At 63.5% G+C, this 26,568-nt stretch carries 23 protein-coding genes; 13 read left to right on the forward strand and 10 right to left on the reverse strand.

Annotated features, from left to right (window positions below; translation table 11 throughout):
- The first annotated feature begins 25 nt into the window (after positions 1–25).
- Positions 26–1,267, forward strand: a complete 1,242-nt coding sequence (locus tag HBH1_RS14965; RefSeq protein ID WP_102663386.1) for a cystathionine gamma-synthase family protein — start codon at positions 26–28, stop codon at positions 1,265–1,267.
- Positions 1,268–1,439: 172 nt separating this feature from the next.
- Here HBH1_RS14965 and HBH1_RS14970 read toward each other — a convergent pair whose 3' ends face one another.
- Positions 1,440–2,036, reverse strand: coding sequence for an LOG family protein (locus HBH1_RS14970; protein ID WP_006462708.1), 597 nt, complete (start codon positions 2,034–2,036; stop codon positions 1,440–1,442).
- Between the two features lie 223 nt (positions 2,037–2,259).
- Between HBH1_RS14970 and HBH1_RS14975 the strand changes: the two genes are divergently transcribed.
- From HBH1_RS14975 to HBH1_RS15020, 10 genes are all read left to right on the forward strand, one after another.
- Positions 2,260–3,276, forward strand: a complete 1,017-nt coding sequence (locus HBH1_RS14975; RefSeq protein ID WP_102663387.1) for a patatin-like phospholipase family protein — start codon at positions 2,260–2,262, stop codon at positions 3,274–3,276.
- A gap of 106 nt (positions 3,277–3,382) precedes the next feature.
- Positions 3,383–4,285 carry an alpha/beta fold hydrolase gene (locus HBH1_RS14980; RefSeq protein ID WP_102663388.1) on the forward strand — a complete coding sequence of 301 codons (903 nt, stop codon included), beginning with the start codon at positions 3,383–3,385 and terminating at the stop codon, positions 4,283–4,285.
- Positions 4,286–4,388: 103 nt separating this feature from the next.
- The gene (locus HBH1_RS14985; RefSeq protein WP_077236343.1) at positions 4,389–5,231 is read left to right on the forward strand and encodes a 3',5'-nucleoside bisphosphate phosphatase; all 843 of its coding nucleotides are present in this window, start codon (positions 4,389–4,391) and stop codon (positions 5,229–5,231) included.
- Between the two features lie 106 nt (positions 5,232–5,337).
- Positions 5,338–6,213: a protease HtpX gene (gene htpX, locus HBH1_RS14990; protein WP_102663389.1), complete on the forward strand. Its 876-nt coding sequence runs from the start codon at positions 5,338–5,340 to the stop codon at positions 6,211–6,213.
- A gap of 98 nt (positions 6,214–6,311) precedes the next feature.
- On the forward strand, positions 6,312–6,947 hold the full coding sequence (locus HBH1_RS14995) for an L-threonylcarbamoyladenylate synthase (protein ID WP_077236344.1): 636 nt from the start codon (positions 6,312–6,314) through the stop codon (positions 6,945–6,947).
- Between the two features lie 80 nt (positions 6,948–7,027).
- Positions 7,028–7,690, forward strand: a complete 663-nt coding sequence (locus HBH1_RS15000; protein WP_006462702.1) for a site-2 protease family protein — start codon at positions 7,028–7,030, stop codon at positions 7,688–7,690.
- Between the two features lie 60 nt (positions 7,691–7,750).
- Positions 7,751–8,950: a tryptophan--tRNA ligase gene (locus HBH1_RS15005; RefSeq protein ID WP_102663390.1), complete on the forward strand. Its 1,200-nt coding sequence runs from the start codon at positions 7,751–7,753 to the stop codon at positions 8,948–8,950.
- A 155-nt stretch (positions 8,951–9,105) separates the two neighbouring features.
- Positions 9,106–9,984: a 4-hydroxy-tetrahydrodipicolinate synthase gene (dapA, locus tag HBH1_RS15010; protein WP_102663391.1), complete on the forward strand. Its 879-nt coding sequence runs from the start codon at positions 9,106–9,108 to the stop codon at positions 9,982–9,984.
- A 61-nt stretch (positions 9,985–10,045) separates the two neighbouring features.
- The gene (gene bamC / locus HBH1_RS15015) at positions 10,046–11,227 is read left to right on the forward strand and encodes an outer membrane protein assembly factor BamC (protein ID WP_166758098.1); all 1,182 of its coding nucleotides are present in this window, start codon (positions 10,046–10,048) and stop codon (positions 11,225–11,227) included.
- 18 nt (positions 11,228–11,245) lie between these two features.
- Entirely contained in the window at positions 11,246–12,031 is a 786-nt protein-coding gene (locus tag HBH1_RS15020; protein WP_102663393.1) for an MBL fold metallo-hydrolase, read from the forward strand.
- 374 nt (positions 12,032–12,405) lie between these two features.
- On the opposite strand, the gene HBH1_RS25435 is transcribed toward HBH1_RS15020, so the two are convergent.
- Entirely contained in the window at positions 12,406–12,672 is a 267-nt protein-coding gene (locus HBH1_RS25435; protein WP_039874891.1) for a hypothetical protein, read from the reverse strand.
- 329 nt (positions 12,673–13,001) lie between these two features.
- Positions 13,002–14,123: a ribosomal protein uL16 3-hydroxylase gene (locus tag HBH1_RS15030; protein ID WP_199181595.1), complete on the reverse strand. Its 1,122-nt coding sequence runs from the start codon at positions 14,121–14,123 to the stop codon at positions 13,002–13,004.
- Between the two features lie 223 nt (positions 14,124–14,346).
- Between HBH1_RS15030 and HBH1_RS15035 the strand changes: the two genes are divergently transcribed.
- Positions 14,347–14,886: an FKBP-type peptidyl-prolyl cis-trans isomerase gene (locus HBH1_RS15035; RefSeq protein WP_006462695.1), complete on the forward strand. Its 540-nt coding sequence runs from the start codon at positions 14,347–14,349 to the stop codon at positions 14,884–14,886.
- 131 nt (positions 14,887–15,017) lie between these two features.
- Here HBH1_RS15035 and HBH1_RS15040 read toward each other — a convergent pair whose 3' ends face one another.
- The 6 genes from HBH1_RS15040 to HBH1_RS15065 form a co-directional block, all read right to left on the reverse strand.
- Positions 15,018–15,959 (reverse strand): hypothetical protein, encoded by a 942-nt coding sequence (locus tag HBH1_RS15040; protein WP_006462694.1) that lies wholly within the window; start codon positions 15,957–15,959, stop codon positions 15,018–15,020.
- 43 nt (positions 15,960–16,002) lie between these two features.
- Positions 16,003–18,690 carry a DNA mismatch repair protein MutS gene (gene mutS / locus HBH1_RS15045; protein ID WP_102663395.1) on the reverse strand — a complete coding sequence of 896 codons (2,688 nt, stop codon included), beginning with the start codon at positions 18,688–18,690 and terminating at the stop codon, positions 16,003–16,005.
- Positions 18,691–18,940: 250 nt separating this feature from the next.
- Entirely contained in the window at positions 18,941–19,948 is a 1,008-nt protein-coding gene (locus HBH1_RS15050; RefSeq protein WP_102663396.1) for a zinc-dependent alcohol dehydrogenase family protein, read from the reverse strand.
- A 161-nt stretch (positions 19,949–20,109) separates the two neighbouring features.
- Positions 20,110–21,705 (reverse strand): DHA2 family efflux MFS transporter permease subunit, encoded by a 1,596-nt coding sequence (locus HBH1_RS15055; RefSeq protein ID WP_199181596.1) that lies wholly within the window; start codon positions 21,703–21,705, stop codon positions 20,110–20,112.
- A 30-nt stretch (positions 21,706–21,735) separates the two neighbouring features.
- Positions 21,736–22,971 carry an HlyD family efflux transporter periplasmic adaptor subunit gene (locus tag HBH1_RS15060; RefSeq protein WP_199181597.1) on the reverse strand — a complete coding sequence of 412 codons (1,236 nt, stop codon included), beginning with the start codon at positions 22,969–22,971 and terminating at the stop codon, positions 21,736–21,738.
- A gap of 5 nt (positions 22,972–22,976) precedes the next feature.
- Positions 22,977–24,530, reverse strand: coding sequence for an efflux transporter outer membrane subunit (locus HBH1_RS15065; protein ID WP_208399199.1), 1,554 nt, complete (start codon positions 24,528–24,530; stop codon positions 22,977–22,979).
- Positions 24,531–24,785: 255 nt separating this feature from the next.
- Between HBH1_RS15065 and HBH1_RS15070 the strand changes: the two genes are divergently transcribed.
- Entirely contained in the window at positions 24,786–25,388 is a 603-nt protein-coding gene (locus HBH1_RS15070; protein WP_102663398.1) for a TetR/AcrR family transcriptional regulator, read from the forward strand.
- 9 nt (positions 25,389–25,397) lie between these two features.
- Here HBH1_RS15070 and HBH1_RS15075 read toward each other — a convergent pair whose 3' ends face one another.
- Positions 25,398–26,381: a type II TA system antitoxin MqsA family protein gene (locus tag HBH1_RS15075; RefSeq protein ID WP_102663399.1), complete on the reverse strand. Its 984-nt coding sequence runs from the start codon at positions 26,379–26,381 to the stop codon at positions 25,398–25,400.
- Positions 26,382–26,568 lie beyond the last annotated feature (187 nt).

Raw genomic sequence — 26,568 nt, forward strand, 5'->3', positions numbered from 1 at the left:
TCACCCTGTATTTCCGACTTCCGCGATGAACGATAAAAAGACCTACGGCTTCACCACCACCATCCTCCACAGCGACCGCCAGAAGGGCATCGAGCACGGCTCGCTGCACAAGCCCATCCACACCTCGGTGACCTTCGGCTATGAAGATGCGCGCCAGCTGGCCGAAGTCTTCCAGGGCAAGCAGCCGGGCTATCGCTACGGTCGCCAGGGCAACCCGACGGTGTCGGCGCTGGAAGAGAAGATCACCAAGATGGAAGACGGCAAGTCCACCATCTGCTTTGCCACCGGCATGGCTGCCATCGGCGCCATCGTCCAGGGTCTGCTGCGCGAGGGCGACCATGTGGTGTCCTCTGCTTTCCTGTTCGGCAATACCAATAGCCTGTGGATGACGGTGGGTGCGCAGGGCGCCAAGGTGTCCATGGTGGATGCCACCGATGTGAAGAATGTGGAAGCGGCCATCACGCCCAATACCCGTCTGGTGTTCGTCGAGACCATCGCCAATCCGCGCACCCAGGTGGCGGATCTGAAGCGCATCGGCGAACTGTGCCGCGAGCGCGGCATCCTCTACGTGGTGGACAACACCATGACCTCGCCCTACCTGTTCCGTCCCAAGACGGTCGGCGCCGGGCTGGTGGTCAATTCGCTGACCAAGTCCATCGGCGGCCACGGCAATGCGCTCGGTGGCGCGCTGACCGATACCGGCGAATACGACTGGACCCGCTATCCGCACATCGCCGACAACTACAAGAAGAACCCGGCGCCGCAGTGGGGCATGGCGCAGATCCGTGCCAAGGCGCTGCGCGACTTCGGCGCCACGCTGGGGCCGGAAGCAGCGCATCACATCGCCGTCGGCGCCGAGACCATGGCCCTGCGCCAGGAGCGCGAATGCAAGAACGCCCTGGCCGTGGCGCAGATGCTGGAAGCCGATGAGCGCGTCGCAGCCGTCTATTACCCGGGGCTGGAGTCGCACCCGCAGCACGCCTTGTCCAAGGCATTGTTCCGCTCCTTCGGTAGCCTGATGTCCTTCGAACTGAAGGACGGCATCGACTGCTTCGACTATCTCAACCGCATGCATCTGGCGGTGGCTGCCAGCAACCTGGGCGACACCCGCACGCTGGTGATCCCGGTGGCGCACACCATCTTCTACGAGATGGGCGCCGAGCGCCGTGCCAGCATGGGCATTGCCGAGTCGCTCATCCGCGTCTCGGTGGGCCTGGAAGATACCGAGGATCTGGTGGCCGACTTCCGTCAGGCACTGGAGGCCTGAGAGCCTAAAAGCCTGCTTAGGTCCCGATTTGGGCCAAAAGTGAAGAAATGAGAACGCCTGTCGCCTCGCAGGAGGGACGGGCGTTTTGCTTGCCGCAGGAATGTGAAGAAACGGAAATGAATCCTGCAAAACCTGCAGCCGCTCGAGGGCCGCAGGCGCGACCGGGTTTGGATCAAGGCACCAGATTGGCCACCGCTTCGCGATCGGCCCATTTGGTCTTGTAGGTCGGCTTGAAGCTCTGGAAGCGCTCGATCAACGTGGCCGGATCGGCTTCATGCATCATCAGCCCGGACTGGTCGGAACTGACGAAACGCTGCGACACCAGATGGTCCACGAAGGCGATCAGGTTGTTGTAGAAGCCTTCCACGTTGTACAGGCAGATCGGCTTGTAGTGGAAGCCCAGTTGCGCCCAGGTCAGTACCTCGAACAGTTCTTCCAGCGTCCCCATGCCACCGGGCATGGCCACGAAACCGTCGGAGAGCTCGGCCATCATGGCCTTGCGTTCGTGCATGTCCTTGACGATGTGCAGGCGGGTCAGGCCGTGGTGGCCCAGTTCCTTGTCCAGCAAGGCCTTGGGGATGACGCCGGTGGCTTCGCCTCCGAGTTTCATGACTTCGCTGGCGATGATGCCCATCAGGCCCACATTGCCGCCGCCATAGACCAGGGCGATGTTGTTCTTCACCATTTCCTGCGCCAGCTTGCGCGCCGCCTCGGCGTAGGCGGGCGATGCACCGGGGGAAGAGCCGCAATATACGCAAATCGATTTCATGTGTCCTCTGCAGTATCCGTCGTGACGTCTTTACTTCGTTACAATGGCCGAGCTGTCTTTTGTAGGCGCCGGCATGTTGCCTTTTGTGGCCTCACAGTTGCCTGCTGGCAGCCACTTTTCGACAGCCGTATTCGTGTTATACCATGATAGTGCAGTGCAGCATAAGCTTATGTGGTGACCCGGGCATGACAGCCCGCAGGATGTGACCGAGGAAAAGGACATCATGTCGAACAAGATCGTCAGTCTGGCCCTGCAGGGTGGTGGCTCGCACGGCGCCTTTACCTGGGGCGTGCTGGACCGCCTGCTGGAAGATGAGCGGCTGGACATGGAAGGCATCAGCGGTGCCTCCGCCGGGGCCATGAATGCGGCGGTGCTGGCCCAGGGCTATGTACAGGATGGTCGCGATGGCGCGCGGGCGGCGCTGGAGCGCTTCTGGACGGCGCTATCCACCGGTGCGCCGCTGGATCATCTCGGCGCCGAGGGCGCTCCGGTGATCTCCAATCCCACGCCCATGCCGGGCATGCAGGCCTTGCTGGCGATGACGCGCTTCTTCTCGCCCACGCAACTCAATCCGCTGGATATCAACCCGCTGCGCGACATCCTGCTGGAGCAGGTGGACTTCGAACGGCTGCGCCGGCAGCGCGAATTGAAGCTCTTTATCGCCGCGACCCAGGTCAGCACCGGCATCCTGAAGATCTTCCGCAATGCCGACCTGTCAGTGGAGGTGCTGCTGGCCTCGGCCTGCCTGCCTTCGCTGCACCGGCCCATCGAGATCGATGGTGAGGCCTACTGGGATGGGGGTCTCACTGCCAATCCCCCGATCTTCCCCTTGCTCCACGCCTGCGCCGCGCGCGATGTGATGGTGGTGCTGCTGCACCCCAGCCGCCGCGCCGGGACGCCCACCAGTAGCCATGACATCGGCCAGCGTCTTTCGGAGATCAGCTTCAGCTCGGCCTTCTTCACCGAACTGAGCGGACTGGCCCTGGCCAAGCGCGAAGCCGAGAATTCCACCCTGGCCTTCGGTGCGCTGGAGCGGCGCCTGCGCCAGCTCAATATCCACATGATCGATGCCAACGAACTGATGGAGCAATTGACCAACCTCTCCAAGCTCAATACCCAGGCCAGCTTCATCGGCAGCCTGTTCCAGCAGGGGCGGGAGCGCGCCTCCGAATGGCTGGAGCAGAACTTCGCCGAGATCGGCCACCGTTCCACCTTCGATCTGGGACGCTTCCTTCCCTGAACCGCCGGATCAAGGGTCTTCACGCACGATCGTTCACTTTTGTCTATACTTTGCTGCTTGATCTTTCGTAGTCCCGCCTCGCAGCACCGATAACAAAGAAAACGACATGCATCCGACCATCGCCAAGCACGCTTCACGCTCCGAATTCCTTACCGTACGCGGCCTGCGTTACCACATCCGCCACTGGGGCGACCCGCAGGCGCCCAAGATCTTCATGTTCCACGGCTGGATGGATATGTCGGCCTCGTTCCAGTTCATGGTCGACGCGCTGCAGCGCGAGTGGCACGTGATCGCGCCTGACTGGCGTGGCTTTGGCCTGAGCGAGCGCAGCCCGGCAGATGCCTACTGGTTCCCTGACTACCTGGCCGATCTGGAGGCCATCATCGACCACCATGCGCCCGGGGAAGCCATCAATCTGCTGGGCCACAGTATGGGCGGCAATGTGGTGACGCTCTATGCCGGCCTGCGCCCGGAGCGCATCGCGCGCCTGATCAACCTGGAAGGCCTGGGCCTGCCCACGGCCAAGCCGGAGCAGGCACCGGGCCGGTTCGTGCAATGGCTGGACGAGATCAAGAACCCGCCACTGCTGCGCGGCTATGCCACGCTGGAAGAAGTGGCCACGCGCCTGCAGAAGAACAATGCGCGCCTGTCCGACGAGCGTGCCGCGTTCCTGGCGCAACACTGGGCGCAGCAGGATGGCAGCGGACTGTGGCAGATCCTGGGTGATCCGGCGCACAAGCAGGTCAGCCCCATCCTGTATCGGGTGGACGAGATGATGGCCTGCTGGCGCCGCATCACCGCGCCGGTGCTATGGATCGAAGCGACCGACAGCGACATCGGCCGCTTCTTCGGCCCGGCCTCGCTCAAGCGCGAGGAAATCGACCGTCGCATCGCCTGCATCCCGCGCACCCAGGTCGAGATGATCGACCAGGCCGGCCACATGCTGCACCACGACCAGCCCGAGCGGCTGGCGCAACTGATCGAGACCTTCCTGGCGCAGCCGGCCTGAGCGGGGCAGGGTGGAAGGGCGTAGAATGGAGCTATTCCAATCACCCCGCATTCCCTGATCGGCGGCAGCCACAAGCGACCGGCCCGAGTCATCGCGCATTCCTATGTCTGAGCTCAAGTTCGACCTGCATTGCCACTCCAACGTCTCCGACGGCCTGTTGCCGCCGGAGGAGGTGGCCGCGCGTGCCAAGGCCAACGGCGTGGGCGTGTGGGCGCTGACGGACCACGACGAAGTCGGTGGCGTGGCGCGTGCCCGGGCGGCGGCGCAGGCGCTGGGCCTGCAACATGTGGGCGGGGTGGAAATCTCGGTCACCTGGGCCGGGCAGACGGTGCACATCGTCGGCCTGCGCATCGACGAGACCAACCGCGCGCTGGTCGAGGGGCTGGCCGCCACCCGCAACGGCCGCGAGCGCCGCGCCCGCGAGATCGCCCAGGCGCTGGACCAGTACGGCATCTGCGGCGCCTATGAAGGCGCGCTCAAGCACGTGGGCAATCCGGACCTGATCTCGCGCACCCACTTCGCCCGCTATCTGGTCGAGTGCGGCCAGTGTGGCGATACCAAGGAAGTCTTCGCCAACTACCTCACCGAAGGCAAGCCGGGCTACGTGCCGCACCGCTGGGCCACGCTGGAAGAGGCGGTGCGCTGGATCCGCGGGGCCGGCGGGGTGGCAGTGATCGCTCACCCGGGCCGCTACAAGTACAGCCAGACCCAGTTCGGCGCGCTGTTCGATGAATTCAAGCAGTTCGGCGGCGCCGCCATCGAGGTCAATACCGGCAGCCATACCCCCGAGCAGTATCAGGAATACGCCCAGGTGGCGCGCAGCTACGGCTTCCTGGCGTCGATGGGCTCGGACTTCCATGGCCCCGGCGAGTCGCGTGTGGACCTGGGCGGCCTGCCAGCCTTGCCGACAGGGGTCAAGCCGGTGTGGCACGACTGGGGACTGTAAGTCGGAGCTGCAAGCCGGCGAAAACTGCGCCCATGGCCGAGCTTGCCCTTGATTTCCGGGGACGGACTCTTATCTAATAACCACTTTCCCGATAGGAGTTTTCCCCATGAAACGCATCTTGTTGTTTATTGCGACCAATATCGCCGTGCTGGTCGTAATGAGCGTCATCTTGTCGCTGTTGGGCGTGGACCGCTTCCTGACCCGGTCCGGCCTGAACCTGCCGATGCTGCTGGTGTTCTCGCTGGTGGTCGGCTTCACGGGCTCCATCATTTCCTTGCTGATGAGCAAGAGCATGGCCAAGTGGTCCACCGGCGCCAGGGTGATCGAGACGCCCATGAACGGCACCGAGGCCTGGCTGCTGCAGACCGTCGGCAAGCTGGCCCAGCGCGCCGGCATCGGCATGCCGGAAGTGGCGGTCTATGACGGCGAGCCCAATGCCTTCGCTACCGGCGCGTTCAAGGACTCGGCCCTGGTGGCGGTGTCCACCGGGCTGCTGCAGGGCATGACGCAGGACGAGGTGGAAGCCGTGCTGGGCCACGAGGTGGCGCACATCGCCAATGGCGACATGGTCACCATGACGCTGATCCAGGGCGTGGTGAATACCTTCGTGGTGTTCCTGTCGCGGGTGGTGGGTTACTTCGTCGATTCGGCCCTGCGCCGCAACAACGACCAATCTGGTCCCGGCATCGGCTATACCGTCACGGTACTGGTCTGCCAGATCGTCTTCGGCATCGGTGCTTCGATGATCGTGGCCTGGTTCTCGCGCCACCGCGAGTTCCGTGCCGACGCCGGTGCGGCCCGACTGCTGGGTACGCCGCAGCCGATGATCAATGCGCTGGCGCGGCTGGGCGGTTTCTCGCCCGAAGGCCTGCCGCAGAACATGGCGGCCCTTGGCATCAGCGACAAGCCCGGCTTCATGGAACTGTTCTCGACGCACCCGCCGCTGGAACAGCGCATCGCCGCCCTGCGCGGCCAGCGTTAAGCCCGGCGGGCAGCGACAACGGCGGTGGCGACACCGCCGTTGTGCTTTTTACGAATTGAAATCGATTTGGTATTGGAAATGGAAACGGAAACCGCATCATGAGCCAGTTTTTCGAGATTCACCCCGACAACCCGCAGCTACGCCTGATCAAGCAGGCGGCGCAGATCATCCACAAGGGCGGCCTGGTCGCCCTGCCGACCGACTCCTGTTATGCACTGGTCTGCCAGCTCGACAACAAGGATGCGGTGGAGCGTGTGCGTCGCATCCGCGGCGTGGACGACAAGCACCACCTGACCCTGCTGTGCCGCGACCTCTCCGAGATCGCCCAGTACGCCAAGGTGGACAATCGCCAGTACCGCCTGCTCAAGGCCGCCACGCCGGGGGCCTATACCTTCATCCTGGAAGCCACCAAGGAAGTGCCGCGCCGCCTGTCGCATCCCTCGCGCAAGACCATCGGCCTGCGCGTGCCGGAAAACCGCATCGCCCACATGCTGCTGGAAGAACTGGGCCAGCCGCTGCTGGGCACCACCCTGATCCTGCCGGACGAAGACCTGCCGCTGACCAGCGCCGACGATATCCGCAGCCATCTGGAAAAGCAGATCGACCTGGTCATCGACAGCGGCGCCTGCAGTCTGGAGCCGACTACCGTCATCGACCTCACCGACGATGAACAGCCGGTGCTGGTGCGCCAGGGCAGGGGAGATGCCGGCATCTTCGGTCTGCAAGCCGCCTGAGCCGGCGATTTCTTGCTTCAACAGCCCGCCGGGCTTGAATTCCCAAGCGCAGTGTTGCCCCTCTGATAAAATCCCCGCCCATGAACGATCTCATCCAGACTGTCGCGGTCTACGCGCTGCCCGTGCTCTTCGCCATCACCCTGCACGAGGCGGCGCATGCCTATGCCGCCAAGTTCTTCGGCGACAATACCGCCTATTCCATGGGGCGCATGAGCCTGAACCCGCTCAAGCACATCGATCCCTTCGGCACCATCCTCATCCCCATCCTGCTGTACTTCGCCACCAGCGGTGCCTTCCTGTTCGGCTATGCCAAGCCGGTGCCGATCAACTTCGGCCACCTGCGCAAGCCCAAGCGCGACATGGCCTGGGTCTCGCTGGCCGGTCCGGCTGCCAATTTCCTCATGGCACTGCTGTGGATGATTGCCATCTACGCCTTGGCGCTGGGGGGCGTGCAAGAAGAATTCTTCACCCTCATGGCCAAGGCCGGCGTGTTGACCAACCTGGTGATGTTCGCTTTCAACCTGTTCCCGATCCCGCCGCTGGATGGCGGTCGTATCCTCACCAGCCTGTTGCCCAACAAGTACGCCTATAAATTCGCCCAGATCGAGCCCTATGGCTTCTTCATCGTCATGGCGCTGGTGCTGCTCAAGGTAATCTATACCTGGTGGATGGCACCGGTGATGTACGGCGCCGGTCTGGTGCTGCAGTTGATTACCTATCCGATCACCTTGCTGTTCCACTGACTGAAGCGGCCAACGTGATGATGCGCATGATTTTCCCTCCTTACCACCTAGCCTACTGCCATGTATCCTGATCGCGTCGTCTCCGGCATGCGCCCCACCGGCGCGCTGCACCTGGGCCACTATCATGGCGCCCTGAAGAACTGGGTCAAGCTGCAATCCGAATTGCCCTGCCTGTTCTTCGTGGCCGACTGGCATGCACTGACCACCCATTACGACGATCCTTCGGTGATCGAGACCAGCACCTGGGAAATGGTCATCGACTGGCTGGCGGCCGGTGTCGATCCGGCCCAGGCGACGCTGTTCATCCAGTCGCGCGTGCCGGAACATGCGGAGCTGCACCTGCTGCTGTCCATGGCCACCCCGCTGGGCTGGCTGGAGCGCGTGCCCACCTACAAGGACCAGCAGGAGAAGCTGGCCGACCGCGACCTGGCGACCTATGGCTTCCTCGGCTATCCGCTGCTGCAGGCGGCCGACGTGCTGATCTACCGCGCCAGCCAGGTGCCGGTGGGCGAGGACCAGGTGCCGCACATCGAGATCATGCGCGAGATCGCGCGCCGCTTTAACCACCTGTACGGCAAGGAAAAGGGATTCGAGGAAAAGGCCCTGGCCGCGACCCGCAAACTGGGCAGCAAGCGCGCCAGGCTGTACCTGGAGCTGCGTACGCAATTCCAGGAAAAGGGCGACGACGAGGCGCTGGAGCAGGCCAAGGCCATGCTGGACGATGCCCAGAACCTGTCGATGATCGATCGTGAACGTCTGTTCGGCTATCTCGAAGGCAGCCGCAAACTGATCCTGACCGAGCCACAGGCCATGCTGACCGAGGCCTCGCGCCTGCCGGGCCTGGATGGCGCCAAGATGTCCAAGAGCTATGGCAATGCCATCGCCCTGCGCGAAGACAAGGAGTCGGTCACCAAGAAGATCAAGACCATGCCGACCGACCCGCAGCGGGTGCGCCGCAGCGACCCGGGCGATCCGGAGAAATGCCCGGTATGGCAATTCCACCAGGTCTATTCCCCGGCGGACGTGAAGGATTGGGCGGCCAAGGGTTGCCGGTCGGCCGGCATTGGTTGCCTGGAATGCAAGCAACCGGTGATCGATGCCATCCTGCAGGAGCAGCAACCGATGCTGGAGCGCGCGCAGCCTTATCTGGACGACCCCTCGCTGGTGCGCGCCATCGTTGCCGATGGCTGCGAAAAGGCCCGCAAGCTGGCCCAGGACACCATGCGTGACGTACGCGAGGCGATGGGGCTGGGCTATTGAGCTCCGGCAAGTCTGACCGGTGAGGGCGAAAACCTGCGTTCTTCCCGTATTTTTACGCCGGCCTTCATCTGAAGCACCGGCAAAATTGACCTGTTGAGGCGTCTATCCGCTACAATCAGGCCTTTATTTTGACCATTACCTAAAGCACGCACACCATGATCAAGGGTAGCATTGTTGCAATCGTCACTCCCATGCATCCGGACGGCAGCCTCGATTACGATGGCCTGCGCAAGCTGATCGACTGGCATATCGCCGAGGGAACTGACAGCATCGTCATTGTCGGTACCACCGGCGAATCGCCCACCGTCGCGATGGAAGAGCACTGCGAACTGATCAAGGTCGCGGTCGAGCACACGGCCAAGCGCATCCCCATCATCGCCGGCACCGGTGGCAATTCCACCGCCGAAGCTATCGAACTGACCGCCTTCGCCAAGAAGGTCGGTGCCGATGCCTCGCTGCAGGTGGTGCCGTACTACAACCGTCCGACCCAGGAAGGCATGTACCTGCACTTCAAGACCATCGCCGAAGCGGTGGATCTGCCGGTGATCCTGTACAACGTGCCCGGCCGTACGGTCGCCGACATGAGCAACGAGACCATCCTGCGCCTGGCGCAGGTCAAGGGCATCGTCGGCGTGAAGGATGCCACCGGCAACATCGCCCGCGGCACCGACCTGATCCGCCTGGCGCCCAAGAGCTTCGCCGTCTACTCGGGCGACGACGCCACCGCCATCGCGCTGATGCTGTACGGCGGCGCCGGCAACATCTCGGTTACCGCCAACGTCGCTCCGCGCGACATGCACGAACTGTGCGTGGCCGCCATGAGCGGCAACATCGCCCGTGCCGTGGAACTGAACAACAAGCTGCTGCCCCTGCACAACAAGCTCTTCGTCGAACCCAACCCGGTGCCGCTGAAGTGGGCCATGCAGGAAATGGGCCTCATTCCTTCCGGCATGCGTCTGCCGCTGGCGCCGCTGGGAGCGGCGTACCACGACACCGTGCGCGCGGCCCTGCGCGAGTCCGGTGTATTAAAATAATCGGCTTGGCCGCTTTGGCGCAGGTCTCCTGAAATCCGATTCCGCTTTCAATAGTAACGATATGACTAATAGCAAGAACGTTCGTCCGGTATCCCGCTCCGCGTACACAATTACCCAACGCAGTATCGTCATCGCACTGGCGCTGGCCGGACTGGCAGGATGTTCCTCCATCGGCAACATGCTCGAAGGGGACCGTATCGATTACAAGAGCGCGGAAAAGGCCCGTGGCCCGCGTCTGGAAGTGCCGCCTGACCTGACCCAGCTGCAGCGCGACAACCGTTATGCCATCCCCGAGGCCAACAAGGGCGTGGCGACCGCATCCGGCTACCAGCTGGAGCAGCAGAACAAGCCGACCACCGAAGTCACCTCCGTGGCACCGACTGCCAAGGGCGACGAAATCCGCATCGAACGCGACGGTTCGCAGCGCTGGCTGGTGGTCAAGCAGAGCCCGGAACAACTGTGGTCGCAGATCAAGGACTTCTGGCAGGACAACGGTTTCCTGATCAACGTCGAATCGCCCGATACCGGCGTCATGGAAACCGATTGGGCCGAGAACCGCGCCAAGATTCCCCAGGACTTCATCCGCAACACGCTGGGCAAGGTGTTCGATTCGCTGTATTCCACCGGCGAGCGTGACAAGTTCCGCACCCGCCTGGAACGCGGCCCGAACGGCACCACCGAGATCTTCATCAGCCATCGCGGCGCCGAGGAAGTGCTGACCGGTTCGGCCAAGGAAACCTCGGTGTGGACCGCACGTCCCTCCGATCCGGGCCTGGAAGCCGAATTCCTGTCGCGCCTGATGGTGCGTCTGGGTGCTGAAGAGACCAAGGCCAAGGCCGCTGTGGCCAATGCTCCGTCGCTGCAGGCACGTTCGCGTCTGCAGAAGGGTGTGGCTGGTAGCAGCGTGCAAGTCGATGAAGGCTTCGACCGCGCATGGCGCCGTGTCGGCCTGGCACTGGATCGCGTCGGCTTCACCGTGGAAGACCGCGACCGTAGCCAGGGCATCTACTATGTCCGTTACGTCGACCAGAACCAGGATGCCAAGGACAAGAAGGATGACGGTTTCTTCTCGCGCATCTTCAGCTCCAAGGACAAGGACAAGAAGGCCGCCAAGTACCGCATCGTGGTCAAGGGCGCCGGTTCCGACAGCAGCAACATCACCGTCCAGAACGGCGAGGGTGGTCCGGATACCTCGGGTATTTCCGACAAGATCCTCGGCCTGCTGAACGATCAGCTGAAATAAGCAGGACCCGGGGCTCAGATGAAGTTCGCGAGCCTCGGTAGCGGCAGCGAAGGCAATGCGCTGCTGATCTCGGCCGCAGCCGGCGACCAGCGTCCCTCCTCGGGGACCACGGTCATGCTGGACTGCGGCTTTACTTTGTGCGAAGCCGAAAAGCGTATCCTGCGCCTGGGGCTGGACCCCTCCGAGGTCGCCGCCATCGTCGTCACGCACGAGCACTCGGATCACGTCAGCGGCGTCTTCAAGTTCGCGCGACGCTATCGCATTCCGGTCTGGCTCAGTTATGGCACCTGGCAGGCGGTGGCCGAGCAGGCTGCCGATGTCGACGTGCGTTTCTGCGCCGATGGCCAGAAGATCGCCATCGGCGATCTTGAATTGTCCCCCTATACCGTTCCTCATGACGCCCGGGAGCCCATCCAGTATGTGGCCGGCGACGGCGACCGGCGCCTGGGCGTATTGACCGATGCCGGTCAGCCGACTGCGCACCTGGTGCAGGCGCTGGGCGCTTGCGATTCGCTGCTGCTGGAATGCAATCACGACCGCGAGATGCTGGATCGCTCGCCCTATCCCGCCTTCCTCAAGCGCCGCATCGGCGGCGACTACGGCCACCTGGCCAATGACGCCAGTGCCGACATCCTGCGCCTGCTCGACAAGAGCCGGCTCAAGCGCGTCATCGGCGCGCATCTCAGCCAGCAGAACAACACGCCGGAACTGGCGCGTGCGGCGATCGAAAGCGTCCTCGGGCCGACCTTCGGTGGCATCGGCATCGCCTGCCAGGCAGAAGGCTTCGACTGGCTGGACGTCTGATCAAACGCGAGCTGGTCAGCGTTCTGTCAGATCTTCTTGCGACGCGGCAGAAACAATTTGTTTCTCTTTCCTGGCGGCCTGCTGCTCATTTGCTGCCCATTTATTCCTTGTCGGCCGCATTGCCGCGCATGTCCATCGGGCGACAGCAAGAGATTGCCAAGGTCCGCTGAGCACGCTGTCAGTGCTTTGTCAGTCCGATGGGCAATCAGCGTGCTGCAGTGGCTTGTAGCGCGTTCTGATGCGTTCTGGAGGGATTGGCGAGGGAGGGCACATGTCCCTGCCTGAGCTGGTCGGGACGCGTCGAAGCACGCGGGGAAAATCTGGACGAAAAAAAACCGGTCTCGCGACCGGTTTTTCTGACAATAATCCGAAGATTACTTGGCAGGAGCGGCTTCAGCCGGCTTTGCATCAGCGGCCGGGGCAGCGTCAGCAGGCTTGGCAGCGTCAGCAGCCGGAGCAGCGGCGTCAGCAGCCGGGGCAGCAGCAGGAGCGGCATCAGCCGGCTTTGCGTCAGCAGCAGGAGCTGCAGCGGCAGGAGCTTCAGCAGCGGGAGCAGCAGCAGGTGCAGGAGCTTCTTCCTTCTTGCCGCAAGCAGCCAGGGCAACGGCCAACAACGAAGCGATCAACAGAGTCTTTTTCATGAATATTCCTTCAATATTTAAAAATTGTGCGATGAATAATTACCGGTAATTATCGCTCTACTGGGAGGCTTTCGCCGCAGGCTAAGACCTTGCGGTCGGGCTTCGGTTCTTGCTTCTTTTTACTGCCGAAACATCTCCGGACAACGAAAACTTTCCAGCCCATCATTATAGCTATTTTTTTCCGAAATCACACCGGCGCCTATCTTTTTCGTAAGAATTTGTAAGTTCTTACATCTAAAACCATGCGCCCGGAAGGCCTTTGCTGGAGCCGGTTCCAGACATTTTCTAAAGTGATTTCGAGGTCGCTTCCACTTAAAGTTGAAGCATTCTCAAACAAATTCGATCCAACCACTTTCATACCACTGGTGGAGCGCTTCCAGCAGGTCTTCCGAGGCCAGCGCGAAATCGGTTTTTTCGAGTGCGCGGGCGTCCGCGAGACGGGCAAGAATGGTCTTGTCCTGACGTCCGACCTGGAAGGATTCGCCGTTGATGAACACGTGCGAGCCGCGATACAGCATGCGGGTCTTGCGATGCAATACCAGACCACGTTTCTTGGCCCCCTGGAAAAAGCGAGCAAATGAAATTTCCTCGCCGCGTGGCTCGAAGAAAACGCTGGGTTTCGGCTCCGACAGATGCTCACCCAGGAAGATGGTGATGTCGTCGTCGGTGAAGCGGATCTTGTTGAGTTCGTCGCGGATGCGCGTGATCATGTCCGCCTGCAATTCGGCCGGGCGGGCGCTGGTCTTGAGATCCGGATCGGCATAGCGGCCAGGCAGGTCGATGGTATCCATCATGAATTCCAGGAAGGATTCGCCCAGTTCCTGGTAGGCCGGTGCGCGGAAGCCCACCGAATAGGTCATGCATTCACCCACGGCCACGCCGTCATGGGCGTAATGCGGCGGCAGATAGAGCATGTCGCCGGGTTCCAGGATGAATTCTTCTTCCGGCTGGAAGTGGCTCAGAATCTTCAGTGGCACGCCTTCTTCCAGCGTCAGGTCGTCCTGGGCGCTGATGCGCCAGCGGCGCTGGCCATGGGCCTGCAGCAGGAACACGTCATAGGAATCGAAGTGCGGACCGACACCGCCGCCGTCGGTGGCGTAGCTGATCATCAGGTCATCCAGGCGCGCATCGGGTACGAAGCGGAACTGGCGCAGCAAGGCATCGGCCGCCGGGTGATGCAGGTTCACGCCCTGTACCAGCAGGGTCCAGGCCTTTTGCTTCAAGGGCGGGAGCTTGTTGAACGGGCCGTGCTGCATGTCCCAGCCATCTTCGCGATGGGTGATCAGGCGCGACTCGACGTCCTCGTGCCGGGCCAGGTCGAACAGTTCCTTGCGCGGCAGGGGCGCGGAAAAACCGGGAATGGCATTGCGGATCAACAGTGGCTTCTTGTGCCAGTAGTCACGCAGGAATTGGGCGGGCGTGATGCCGCCGAGCAGATCGAGTTTTTTCATGCCCGCCATTATAGGCGTCGGGGCGCGGCCGTACGGCATCGGCGGTGGTGAAGTTTGATGCAGGTATAATTCCCGGGTCGAGAAACCGTTTGAAAGAGTCCTTGCCTCGCGGGAATGGCAAGGGGATGGTTCTTAGGCCCCAACCCGGGTGGCAGGTGTCCCGCGCGACCAGACCGCAATACCTGCCGCTCCCGCACCACTATCGATACAAAGGACCCTTACGATGAAGATCGCAAAGAATACCGTCGTTTCCGTCAACTACAAGCTGTCGGATGCCCAGAACAACCTGATCGAGCAGAGCAGCGAGCCGATGGTCTACCTGCACGGCGGTTACCAGAACACCCTGCCCAAGATCGAAGAAGCACTGGACGGCAAGGAAACCGGCTACAGCACCACCATCCAGGTCGAACCGGAAGATGCCTTCGGCGAATACGACTCCGAGCTGGTCAAGATCGAACCCGTCGAGCGTCTGCCGCAGCCGCTGGAAGTGGGCATGCAGTTCGAAGGTTCGCCCGACGACGACAGCGAAGAATCGGTCATCTTCACCGTCACCGAAGTGGCCGACGGCAAGGCCGTGCTGGATGGCAACCACCCGCTGGCCGGCATCGCCCTGCGCTTCGAGCTGAACGTGACCGAAGTGCGCGCCGCCTCCGAGGAAGAAGTCGCCCACGGTCACGTGCATGGCGCCCATGGTCATCATCACCACCATGATGAAGATGACGGCGAGGCCGGCGATCATTTCCGTAGCCAGCCGCTGAACTGATTCCGCCCTGGCGGCTTGCCTGGTCATTCAGGCAGCCACTCCAGGTCGAAGCTGAAGATCGTGCAAAAACGCCCGCAGAATTATTCTGCGGGCGTTTGTTTTTTCTGAATCAAAAGGAAGGGGAGGCCCTTCTAGCGCCGTTCTCCATCGGCATCGGCGACGGCGAACAACTGGGGCAGGTGATCGTCCACCACAACCTTGAGCCAGCGCTCCCCCACGCCCACATTGCCGAGGTTGCCCGTCCACAGGATGTGCGCCGGGGCCTTGGCCTTGGGCGCCTGCGCATGCACCACCAGCACGCGACCGGGGAACTTGCCGGCCAGTTCGGAGAACAGGCGCCGCGTCTCCGCAAAGCCGTCGCGCTGGGCGCGGAAGAAGGAGCGTCGCGGTGGCGGGCCAAAGGGATTGCCGTCGCTGAAGAAGACGATGGCCGCGCTCTTCTTCAATGCCGCAAAGGCGAACAGGTGCTGCAGCCAGTTGCGGTTGGCGATCAGCCTGTCCTCGAACTCGTTGTTGCGGCCGCCATCAAGCAGGAAATGATTGTTGCCGGCCGGCAGATTGACGGTGGCGAAGAGCACGTTGCCGACTTCCCAGCGGGTGTTTTCGGCATAGCTGCGGAACTTGGGCGTGAGCGACTGGCGCAACATCGGCAGGCGGGTGGCCCCCAGCGAGAATTCGCCGGCATAGAAGATGTCGCGCATGCGCGCCAGTCGTTCGATGGCATCCGAGCGGTTTTCGCGGTCGCGGCAGGTGATCCAGTCGCTGCCGGCCAGCGACAGGAAGATACCGTTCTGCGCCTGCGACAGCATCTCGTGACGCTGGCTGTAGAGATTGTCGTCGCAGCTTTCCGAGGGCGACTTGATGCCGTTGACCACCACGAAGGCCAGGTTGTCGGCATCGGTCTCGGCAATCTCGCGCCGCAGTTTTTCCTCGCCGGCACTGCCAGCCAGGGCGTGATTGATGACGCCGAACGAGAAATCCTGCGGCGCCGCCCAGCCGCGACCGGCCACCAGGGCGGTGGCCACGGTCAGCAGGGTGTACAGCAGGATGCGTGGGACCGGGCGGCTCGTCATGCAGTCTCTCTGCGGTGGTAGGGGGCTGACCGGAGGCAGCCTCTTATTGAGCCCGGCTCAGGGCCTTGAGCTGATACAACGCCTCCAGCGCCTGGCGCGGCGTGAGGGCGTCGGGGTCGATGCCGTCGAGCGACTGCAGCAGGGCCTGGGCCAGCGGATCGGGTTCGACCACCGCAAGGGCGTTGCGTTCAGCCAGGGCATCCTGTTGCTTCACGTCCGACTCCGATTCCATGAAGGCGGGCGCACTGAAGAGGTCAAACTGCGGCGTCGGTTGCATGGACTGGCTTTCCAGCGCCGACAGGTGCTTGCGGGCCGCGCGGATCACCGGCGCCGGCACGCCGGCCAGCTGCGCCACCTGCAGGCCGTAGCTCTGCGAGGCCGGGCCGCTTTGTACCGCGTGCAGGAAGACGATGCTGTCCTTGTGCTCCACCGCCGAGAGGTGGACGTTGGCCGCCGTGGGATGGATGTCCGGCAACTGCGTCAGTTCGAAATAGTGGGTGGCGAAGAGCGTAAAGCTGCGCGTCACGTCGATGAGGTGCTTGGCGATGGCCCACGCCAGCGCCAGGCCGTCGAAGGTGGAGGTGCCGCGCCCGACCTCGTCCATCAGCACCAGCGAATGCTCGGTGGCGTTGTTGAGGATGGAGGCCGATTCGGTCATCTCCACCATGAAGGTCGAGCGCCCGCCGGCCAGGTCGTCGGCTGCACCGATACGGGTGAAGATGCGGTCGATGGGGCCGATCACGGCACCGCTGGCCGGCACGAAGCTGCCCACGTAGGCCAGCAGCGTGATCAGCGCCACCTGGCGCATGAAGGTCGATTTACCGCCCATGTTGGGGCCGGTGATCAGCAGCAGCTTGCGTTCGGCCGCCAGCTGGCAGTCGTTGGCGATGAAGCGCTCGATCTGGTTTTCCACCACCGGGTGGCGGCCCTGCTCGATCTGGATGCAGGGTTCGTCCACCAGCTGCGGCGCGCACCAGTTGTTGCGCACGGCATGGTCGGCCAGGGCGACCAGGGTGTCGAGCTGGGCCAGCGCGTGGGCGATGGACTGCAGGCGCAGGATGTGCTCGCCCATGTCGTTGAGAAGCTGTTCATAGAGGAACTTCTCGCGCGACAGCGAGCGTTCCTGCGCCGACAGCGCCTTGTCCTCGAAGGCCTTGAGCTCGGGGATGATGTAGCGCTCGGCGTTCTTCAGCGTCTGGCGGCGGCGGTAGTCTTCCGGCACCTTGTCGGTCTGGCCGTGGGTGACTTCGATGTAGAAGCCATGCACCTTGTTGTATTCCACCCGCAGGTTGGCGATGCCGGTGCGCTCGCGCTCGCGGGCCTCCAGTTCCAGCAGGTACTGGCCGGCGTTTTCGGACAGGCCGCGCAGTTCATCGAGCTCGGCATCGAAGCCGCGTGCGATCACGCCGCCATCGCGCACCATGGCAGCCGGTTCCAGCATGATGGCGCGTTCCAGCAGGTCCAGGCATTCCACCGGCGTGGCCAGGTCTTCATGCAACTGGCCCAGGAGTGGCGCATCGGCGTCACGTCCGCACATTTCCACATAGGCGCGCAGCGAGCCCAGTTGCTGCAGGCCGGCGCGCAGGCCGGCCAGGTCACGCGGACGGGCCGACAGCAGGGCGATGCGGGTGGTGATGCGTTCGATGTCCGGCACGGCCGCCAAGGTGGCCGACAGGCCCGAGCAGGCGTCGGTGCGCATCAGCGCATTGATGGCCGCATGGCGCGCCCGCGCCACCCGCTGGTCGCGCAGCGCGTGATGCAGCCAGTGGCGCAGCAGGCGCGAGCCCATGGCGGTGCGGCAGTGATCCAGCGTGGAGAACAGGGTGGGCGCCAGCGCATTGGCATCCTGCGCGCGGATGGTTTCGGTCAGCTCGAGGTTGCGACGGGTGGCGGCGTCCAGGCCGATGAATTCGTTCTCGGATTCGACCGTCAGCGTGCGTACGTGCTGCAGGCCGCGCCCCTGGGTGGATTGCGCATAGCGCAGCAGCGCGCCGGCCGCGCAGATCGCCGGTCCCAGGCCATCGGCGCCAAAGCCGTGCAGGGTGGCCACGTTCAACTGTTCCAGCAGGGCCTTTTCTCCGCTGGGCTGGTCGAAATGCCAATCCGGCACCGTCACGGCACGGTTGGGCAGCAGCGGCTCGCACAGTTCCAGCTGGCCATCGGCCACCAGCACCTCGGCCGCCGAGATGCGTTCCAGTTCCTGCTTCACGCGGCCGTCCAGCAGGGTGGTCTCGACCGTGAATTCCATCATCTTCAGCGCGCCACTGGCCATGGACAGCCAGGCCAGGCCCACCTGCATCTGCTTGCGCGACTTGGAGGGCAGCAATTGCATGGCCAGCAGGCAGCGTTCAGCCTTTTCGGGCAGCAGGTCAGAGTCGGTCAGGGTGCCGGGCGTGACCACCCGTACCACCTTGCGCTCCACCGGCCCCTTGCTGGTGGCGGGGTCGCCGATCTGCTCGCAGATCGCCACCGACTCGCCCAGCTTGATCAGCCGCGCCAGGTATTGCTCCACCGAGTGGAAGGGCACGCCGGCCATCTTGATCGGATTGCCGTTGGAGGAGCCGCGCTGGGTCAGGGTCACGCCCATCAGGCGCGAGGCTTTCTCGGCGTCGTCGAAGAACAGTTCGTAGAAATCGCCCATGCGGTAGAACACCAGCGTGTTGGGGTGATCTGCCTTGATGCGCAGGTACTGCTGCATCATCGGCGTGTGGGCGGCGAGGTCTTTGGTCATTGGTCACTCATGGCGATGCGTGGATCGCGTCTTGCAAGTTCGGGAAGGCGCTTGCCGTGCGGGCAGGTCCGGATCGGGCGGGATCGACGGGCCGGGGCTGGCGGCAGGGAGTCCATCAGGCGGCCTGGCAGGCAGGTCGCCAGAAATCAAAAATGCGGACCGTGGTCCGCATGCTTGAGCCGGGATTGTACGCGCTTGGCCGGGTGCAGCCAAGCATGCGGGCGGGCAGTGACCGGATTGGCCGGTGGGTTCAGTCGAAGGAAATGACGATCTTGCCCGCATGTTCGCCCCGTTGCATGCGGGCAAAGCCTTCCGCCGCCCGCGCCAGCGGGAAGCTGGAGTCGATCAGGGGCTCGATGCGGTGCATGGCCATCATCCGGATCATGGCCTCCAGTGCGGCACGCGAGCCCACCACCACGCCCTGCATGCGGATCATGGGGCCGATCAGCTGGCGGATGTTGAGCGGGGTCTCCATGCCGCCGACGAAGCCGATGACACCCACAAAGCCATTGAAGCGCACCGCCGTGAGCGATTCGCCCAGGCTGCTGCCGGTGGTCTCGACCACGATATCCACGCCGCGCCCCTCGGTGGCGGCGCGCACGGCCTGGCCCCAGGCCGGGGTCTGGCGGTAGTTGATGACGGTGTCCACGCCCATGTCGCGCATCAATTGCGCCTTCTCGTCCGTCGAGGTCAGGCCGATCACCCGCGCGCCGGCGGCGCGGGCGAACTGGGCCGCGAACAGGGCCACCCCGCCGGTGCCTTGCACCAGCACCGTCTGACCGGCCTGCAGGCCGCCTTGCTGCAAACAGGACCAGGCGGTCAGGGCGGCGATGGGCAGGGTGCTGGCCTGGGCGTCGGAGAGGTAATCCGGCGCGGCCACGGCGTCTTCGGCCGGCACCACCACGTAGTCCTGCAGCACGCCGGTCAGCGGCCCGCCCAGGCTGCCGCCGCTGCGTTGCTCGGGCGTGAGCGCGCCATCGCGCCAGCCCTGGAGATAGACCGGGATGACGCGATCACCGGGCTTGAAACGGGTGACATCCTCGCCCACGGCTTCGACCACCCCACAGGCATCCGAACAGGGGGTGTAGGGCAATGGCAGTGAAGGCATATAGCCACCGCAGAGGATGGCGAGGTCGCGATAGTTCAGGCTGGCGGCCTTGACCTTGACCAGGATCTCGCCGCGTCGCGGGGGCGGGGTGGGCAGATCGACCAGGCTCAGACGGTCGATGGCGAAGGCGTCGGCTTGCAGGGCTCTCATGCGCACGGTCTCCTCGGGATGTGAAGCAATGGGATGGCGCAGTCTAGCAAAATCGCTGCCGGCGTGTCGGCGCGCAAAAAAACAGGCGGCCACCGAAGTGGCCGCCTGCCCAGTCCGCAGGGGGTGGACGGACTGTAGGGGGGAGGGGAGCGCGTGTCTCGTCAGTGTGCCGAGGAGGTGTCGGCCACGCGGCTAGGTTTGGGCGCCAGCCACACCGCCAGGGCGGCCAGCGAGAAGGACACCGCCGCCATCATGAAGATGTGATTGGTGGCCAGCATCACCGCCTGGTTCTGCACCGTCTGCGCCAGCGAGGCAGTGGCCTGATCGGGGCTCATGCCCGCAGCCACCATGCTGTTGACGGCTTCGCCACCGCGATCGACCAGGCCGGACAGTTCGGCATGGAAGAAGGTCGCATCGTTCTCCCAGCTGGTGTTGACGATGGAGGTGGCGATGGCGCCGGCCATGGTGCGGCAGAAACTCATCAGACCGGCGGCCGAGGCGGTTTCTTCCTCGTTCACGCTGGACAGCGCCAGCCCGGTCAGCGGCACGAAGAACAGCGGCAGCCCGATGCCCTGCAGGAACAGCGGCCAGCCGATCTGGAAGAAGGACATGTCGGTCGTGTTGAAGGCGCGCAGGAAGGTGATGAAACCCAGCCAGGTCACGCCGATGCAGACCAGCTTGCGGGCATCGATGGTGGTGGACATCTTGGCCACCATGGGCGCCGTCATCACCGCCAGGATGCCGGTCAGGGCCGAGATGCAGCCCGACCAGGTGGCGGTGTAGCCCATGTAACCCTGCAGCCAGAGCGGGGTCAGCACCACCGAGCCGAAGAAGGCGCCGAAGGCCAGGCAGATGGTGGTCACGCTGGCCGTGAAGCCGCGATGACGGAATACCCGCAGGTCAACGATGGGGTTGCGTTCGGTCAGTTCCCAGATCAGGAATGCGATGAAAAACACCACCGCCGTCACCGCCAGCAGCACGATCTCGGTGGAGGCGAACCAGTCCTTTTCCTTGCCCTCGTCCAGCATCAGTTGCAGCGCGGCGACCCACACCACCATCAGGATCAGCCCCACGCGATCGATCGGCAGCTTGAACGTCCTGGTCTCGAAGCGCTTGAGCATGCGCCATCCGATGTAGCCGCAGATCAGGGCCACCGGCACGTTGATCCAGAAGATATAGGGCCAGCTGTACTGGTCGCACAGCACGCCGCCCAGGATCGGGCCGGCAATCGGCGCCACCAGCGTGGTCATGGCCCACAGGCCCACCGCAGCGGGCGCCTTTTCCTTGGGGAAAATGCGCAGCAGCAGGGTCTGCGAGAGTGGCATCAGGGGACCACCGGCCAGGCCCTGCATCACGCGGAAGGCGATCAGCATGCCCAGCGAATTGGCCAGGCCGCACAGGGCCGAGAACAGCCCGAACATGACCATCGACAGGATGAACACGCGCACCGTGCCGAAGCGGTTGGCCAACCAACCGGTCAGCGGCACCGTGATGGCTTCGGCCACCGCGTAGGAGGTGATGACGTAGGTACCCTGGCTGGTGGAGGCGCCAAGCGCCCCGGCGATGGTCGATACCGAGACGTTGGCGATGGTGGTATCGAGCACGGCGATGAAGTTGGCCGCCGCCAGCAGGATGCCGGCGCCGACCAGCTGGGCGCCGCTCAGTGGCGCTTCGAACAGCGCCGGCTGGGCGGTGGGAGGAGGTGTGGGCGGAGATGCGGGCGGCGAGCCGGCATCTGCGCTGAGTGTGGATGACATGGGAAACCTCTTCTGCTCGTGAGGCCCGCCTTACAGCGCGGCAGCCTTGGTCTCGGTGTTCTGCGCGGTCTTGGGCTGGGCGTCGCCGACCTGGATCTGGCCGCGGGTATCGATCTCCACCACCATCGACAGGCCCACCGACAGCGGGCGCTGCGCCAGTTCCTTGGGATCCAGCGAGATGCGCACCGGCAGGCGCTGGACCACCTTGATCCAGTTACCGGTGGCGTTCTGCGCCGGGATCACGGCAAAGGCCGAGCCGGTACCACCGGAGAGGCCCGTGACCACGCCGTGGTATTCCACCGAGCCGCCGTAGAGGTCAGCCTTCATGGTCACCGGCTGGCCGATGCGCACCTTGGTCAACTGGCCTTCCTTGAAGTTGGCGTCCACGTGCATCTGCTGCAGCGGCACCACCGACAGCAGGGTGGCGCCACTCTGCACGCGCTGGCCGACCTGCACCTGGCGGCGGGCGATCACGCCGTCGACGGGGGCGCGCAGGACGGTTCGTTCCAGATCCAGGCGGGCCTGGTCGAGCTTGGCGCGGGCCAGTACCACTTCGGGGTTGTCTTCCACGGTGGTGTTGGCGGTCAGCACCGTGCTGGCCTTCTGCGCACCCTGGGTGGCCTTGATGTTGGCGCGTGATTGCACTTCAGCCGCTTCGGCTGCCTTCAGGTTGGCCTGGGCGGTCAGCAGGGCGGTGCGGGCGTTGCTCAATTCCTCGCCCGAGACCGAGCCCGACTTGGCCAGCGCTTCGCGGCGCTGCAGGTCGATCTCGGCACGCTTGAGGTCGGCCTGGGCCGACAGCAACTGCGCACCGGCGCGCTTCTGCTCGGCTTCGCGGGCCAGCACCTGGGCTGCCAGGCCGGCGTCATTGGCGAAGAAGCCCTTGACCTTGCGCTCGGTACGGTCCAGGTCGGCAGCCGCCTGGTCCACTGCCAGCCGGGCGTCGGCGTCGTCGATGCGCACCAGCACCTGGCCCTTCTTGACGGCCTGGGTATCGACCACATCCACGGCCGACACGATGCCGTTGACGGCCGGGGTGACGGTGGCGATCTCGGTGGCGGTGTAGGCATTGTCGGTCTCGACATAGCGCGAGCCGATCAGGTACCAGTAGGCGCCATAGCCGACGGCTGCGATGGCGACTACGCCGCCGAAGATGGAAAAGAGCTTCTTGCGCTTTTGCGCGGCCGCAGCTTGGGCGGCGGCTTCATTGCGTTGCTTGGCGTCGTCGGCCAGGGTCTGGGTCGCTTGGGAATCGCTGTGGGACATGATGATCAACCTTTCGCTTGCGTATTTTGCATATCGTTGTGGGGCGCGTCGGCGCTGTTCTGGCTGCTGCTGTCGGAGGTGGCGCGGTAGCCACCGCCCAGGGCGCGCACCAGCGCGACATCCAGGGTGAACATGCGTGAACGCAGGTCAGAGAGCTGGCGCAGGTTGCTGATGAGCGTGTCCTGCGCATTGAGTACGTCGAGGTAGTTGGCCAGGCCGCCGTTGTAGCGGTTGCTGACGATGCGATAGGCCTCCTCGGCTGCATCGGCGGCGGTTTGCACGTCGGCCAGGCGTCCGGCCAGGGCTTTTTCGCTCACACCGACATCGGCCACGTCCTGCAGGGCCTGGGTGACGGCCTGGTCGTAGTTGGCCACGGCTTCGTCATAGCTGGCGCTGGCCGAGCGGAACTGCCCGCGCAGGCGGCCGCCGTTGAAGATCGGCAGCGAGATCGCCGGGCCGAAGCTGCCGATGTCCGAACCGCTGCGGGTGAGCATGTCGATGCCCAGCGACTGGAAACCGAAGTAGGCCGTCAGGTTGACGTTGGGATAGAAGGCTGCGCGCGCCACCTTGATCTGCTTGCCGGCGGCCTCTGCACGCAGGCGTGCGGCCACGATGTCGGGCCGGCGGCCCAGCAGTTCCACCGGCAATTGCTCCGGCAGGGCGAAGGGTTTGGACAGGTCGATCTGCGGGCGTACCAGTTGCAGGCCACGATCCGGTCCGGCGCCCAGCAGTGCGGCCAGCTTGTTGCGCTGCAGGCCGATGGATTCGTCGGTGGCCTTCAGGTCAGCCTGGGCAATGGCGCGACGCGCTTCCATCTGCTTGACCGAACCACGCGTTTCCAGGCCGTTGCCGAAACGCTGGTTGAACAGGTCCAGGCTTTCCACCCGCACCTTCAGGGCGGCTTCGTTGGTATCGCGCTGGGCGTAGAGCTGGGCCAGGTCGGCATAGGCCGAGGCAATCGAGGTGGCCAGCGTGATGCGGGCCTGGGCGGCATCGGCGCGGCTGGCTTCCAGTTCCGAGGTGGCCGACGCCAGTGCGGCGCGGTTCTTGCCCCAGAAGTCGATCTCGTAGCTGAAGTCCAGGGTGGCGCGGGTTTCGTTGTTGTAATTCTTGGGGACGAAATCGGGCGGCACGCCATTGTTATAGGACTGCTTCATCCGGTCCAGCGAGGCATTGGCGCTGATCTGCGGATACAGTGCCGCACCCTGCTGCTGGGCCGCGCCTTCGGCCTTCATCAGCCGCGCCTTGGCCACGGCCATGGAGGGCGCGCCTTGCAGGCCTTCGGCGATGAGCGCATCCAGTTGCGCATCGCCATAGACCTTCCACCACTGGTCGCTGGGCCAGGCGGCCTGGACCGCGGTGGCCGCCAGCGTCTGGCTTGCTTGGTACTGCGCGATGGATTTGGGTTCGGCGCGTGGGCCGAGATCGGTGAAGGAGGCGCAGCCTGCCATGAGCGCTGCCGTCAGCACGGCGGCCGAGGCCGTCACGGCCCGTCGCCAGGGCTGAGGACGTCGCGGCGACGGCGAACGCTGACCGTCGAGAGATGAATTGTTATTCATGTTCGTGGAGTGTGGAGTGAACAACTGAAACAGAAATGCCTGGTTTTAAAACTGTACAGTTCAGTATAGTATTTGGTTTTATGAATAGTCAAGACTCATTGCGAGAAATTACTCGCCTTTGTGCGGCAAAGCCGCAACAGCGAATTTGGACGGGCAATTGATGTGAATCTGGCGGCTTTGGATGGCTTCTCCGCCTATAATTCGATATTGGCCGCAGCAAGCACCGCGATGCCGGCCGGCACCACAGGAAAATTCATGCGCAAGAAAAGTGAAGAACGCCGCCAGGCAATGATTGATATCGCTGCCGAGGTGTTCAACGAAATCGGTTTCGAAGCAGCCTCGATGGCGGAAATCTCGGCCCGGGTCGGCGGTTCCAAGGCCACGCTCTACAACTACTTCAACTCCAAGGAAGAAATCTTCGTGGAGGTGATGATGAAACAGGTGGGGTGCCAGTTCGAAGAACTGTTCATGGCCCTACGCAACGAAGACGATCTGAAAATCGGTTTATTGCGTCTGGCGACGCATTATTTGAGTGTGGTGTTCCGGCCCGAGGTGATTGCCGTCAAACGGCTGGCCTCGTATTACGCCGGCAAGTCCGATCTGGGCCCCATGCTCTACGAGCGCGGCCCGCGTCGCGGCTGGACCCGCATCGCCGAGTTCCTGAAGGTCAAGATGGACGAGGGCAAGCTGCATGGCGGCGATCCCTGGATCGCGGCCATGCAGTTCCGGGGCTTGATGGAGGCGGAATGGATGGAGATGCGCGTGCTCAACGTGGTCACCGACATCACGCCGCAACAGCAGCGCGAATCGGCCGAGCGGGCGGTCCAGGCATTCATCTACCTGTACCAGCTGCGCTGAGGCGGGTTTTCAGAAGCTCAATGCGGCCGCGTGCTGGTAACTGATCGTCATGCCCATCGGCGTGGCGACCCAGGCCTGTTCCCGGTGGGAGGCTTCCGAGATATCGTTGGCCGTCATCCTGGCAAAGCGCTTCTTGATATCGAGCAGTAGGGCCAGTTCCTCTTCATCGAAGCAGTTCCGGTCCGACGCCAGCAGCGGCAGGACCTGCGTTCCCTCAACGACGCCCACCTTCACTTCGACCTGGCGAATCAGGCCACGTTGTTCCAGCAGCGAGAACAGCAGCCGGAACGCCGAGGGCACCGGTCCATACGGCAGGCGTTCATAGGCCAGTCCGGACAGGCTGCGTCCTCGTTGCTTGTAGAAACTGAAGTCGCTGTAGAACAGCAGCTTGTTGAGTTTCGTCACGAAGACGCCTTCCGGTTCGCTCAGCAGCAGCACCAGTTGCCCCAGCTTCTCCAGGTGGATTCCCTCGGCCGGTGCAGTACGCACGCTGGCCAGAAAGGCCTTTTCCAGCGCCTGGGCGGCGGCCTTCTTTTCGAGATCAGCCAGCAGGCGGGAACGTACCTGCGGTGCCAGGTCGGCGGCCGTGCGCACCAGTTCCATGGCGGTCTCGGCCGAGCTCATGGCCATGCGCATAGCCTTGTCATGGGCGTCGGACTGCAGCTTGCCGTTCTCGTAGCGACTGACGGTGGCCACGCCCCAGCCGAGTACGGCCGCCAGTTCGACCTGGGACAGTCCGAGCGACTTGCGCCACGCCGTCAGTTGCGCCGGCCGGACCATGCCGTGCTTGTCGCGATACAGATCGCGCGCCAGGGCCAGGCTGTCGTCCATCTCCATCGTCTGGAAACTTTCGCCGCAGCGCTGGCAGGCGAAATAGTTCACCGGAACCTCGAAGGCTTCCTTGTTCACCGTGCGGATTTCGGTCGCACTCACGGCCTGTATCGTGCCTTCGCCGGCGCAGTTGGGGCAGATATCGAAAAGCTTGTTGTCCATTGGAAGCTCCTTTGAAGGAGAAGAGCCTGCTGAAGGAAGAGACGTCGTATGGCCAAAAATGTAAATCAATTGATGAGTTAATGGTTATTGCATATCAAATGATGTTGCTCAGTAGATACATTTGAGCTTTGGATGCTCCATCAATCAGCGTCCATGTGGTCACGAAAAAGTTGGAAAAAGATAAAGA

Source organism: Herbaspirillum sp. BH-1, from assembly GCF_002870055.1.
Taxonomy (GTDB): Bacteria; Pseudomonadota; Gammaproteobacteria; order Burkholderiales; family Burkholderiaceae_D; genus Herbaspirillum; species Herbaspirillum frisingense.

Coding starts and splice junctions, on each gene's coding strand:
- HBH1_RS14995 (WP_077236344.1), top strand. CDS start 6,312: ATGAGCCAGTTTTTCGAGATTCACCCCGACAACCCGCAGCTACGCCTG.
- HBH1_RS14980 (WP_102663388.1), top strand. CDS start 3,383: ATGCATCCGACCATCGCCAAGCACGCTTCACGCTCCGAATTCCTTACC.
- HBH1_RS14985 (WP_077236343.1), top strand. CDS start 4,389: ATGTCTGAGCTCAAGTTCGACCTGCATTGCCACTCCAACGTCTCCGAC.
- HBH1_RS15005 (WP_102663390.1), top strand. CDS start 7,751: ATGTATCCTGATCGCGTCGTCTCCGGCATGCGCCCCACCGGCGCGCTG.
- HBH1_RS15060 (WP_199181597.1), bottom strand. CDS start 22,971: ATGTCCCACAGCGATTCCCAAGCGACCCAGACCCTGGCCGACGACGCC.
- HBH1_RS15030 (WP_199181595.1), bottom strand. CDS start 14,123: ATGAAAAAACTCGATCTGCTCGGCGGCATCACGCCCGCCCAATTCCTG.
- bamC (WP_166758098.1), top strand. CDS start 10,046: ATGACTAATAGCAAGAACGTTCGTCCGGTATCCCGCTCCGCGTACACA.
- HBH1_RS15020 (WP_102663393.1), top strand. CDS start 11,246: ATGAAGTTCGCGAGCCTCGGTAGCGGCAGCGAAGGCAATGCGCTGCTG.
- HBH1_RS14975 (WP_102663387.1), top strand. CDS start 2,260: ATGTCGAACAAGATCGTCAGTCTGGCCCTGCAGGGTGGTGGCTCGCAC.
- htpX (WP_102663389.1), top strand. CDS start 5,338: ATGAAACGCATCTTGTTGTTTATTGCGACCAATATCGCCGTGCTGGTC.
- HBH1_RS15055 (WP_199181596.1), bottom strand. CDS start 21,705: ATGTCATCCACACTCAGCGCAGATGCCGGCTCGCCGCCCGCATCTCCG.
- mutS (WP_102663395.1), bottom strand. CDS start 18,690: ATGACCAAAGACCTCGCCGCCCACACGCCGATGATGCAGCAGTACCTG.
- HBH1_RS25435 (WP_039874891.1), bottom strand. CDS start 12,672: ATGAAAAAGACTCTGTTGATCGCTTCGTTGTTGGCCGTTGCCCTGGCT.
- HBH1_RS15035 (WP_006462695.1), top strand. CDS start 14,347: ATGAAGATCGCAAAGAATACCGTCGTTTCCGTCAACTACAAGCTGTCG.
- HBH1_RS15040 (WP_006462694.1), bottom strand. CDS start 15,959: ATGACGAGCCGCCCGGTCCCACGCATCCTGCTGTACACCCTGCTGACC.
- dapA (WP_102663391.1), top strand. CDS start 9,106: ATGATCAAGGGTAGCATTGTTGCAATCGTCACTCCCATGCATCCGGAC.
- HBH1_RS14965 (WP_102663386.1), top strand. CDS start 26: ATGAACGATAAAAAGACCTACGGCTTCACCACCACCATCCTCCACAGC.
- HBH1_RS14970 (WP_006462708.1), bottom strand. CDS start 2,036: ATGAAATCGATTTGCGTATATTGCGGCTCTTCCCCCGGTGCATCGCCC.
- HBH1_RS15070 (WP_102663398.1), top strand. CDS start 24,786: ATGCGCAAGAAAAGTGAAGAACGCCGCCAGGCAATGATTGATATCGCT.
- HBH1_RS15050 (WP_102663396.1), bottom strand. CDS start 19,948: ATGAGAGCCCTGCAAGCCGACGCCTTCGCCATCGACCGTCTGAGCCTG.
- HBH1_RS15000 (WP_006462702.1), top strand. CDS start 7,028: ATGAACGATCTCATCCAGACTGTCGCGGTCTACGCGCTGCCCGTGCTC.
- HBH1_RS15075 (WP_102663399.1), bottom strand. CDS start 26,381: ATGGACAACAAGCTTTTCGATATCTGCCCCAACTGCGCCGGCGAAGGC.
- HBH1_RS15065 (WP_208399199.1), bottom strand. CDS start 24,530: ATGAATAACAATTCATCTCTCGACGGTCAGCGTTCGCCGTCGCCGCGA.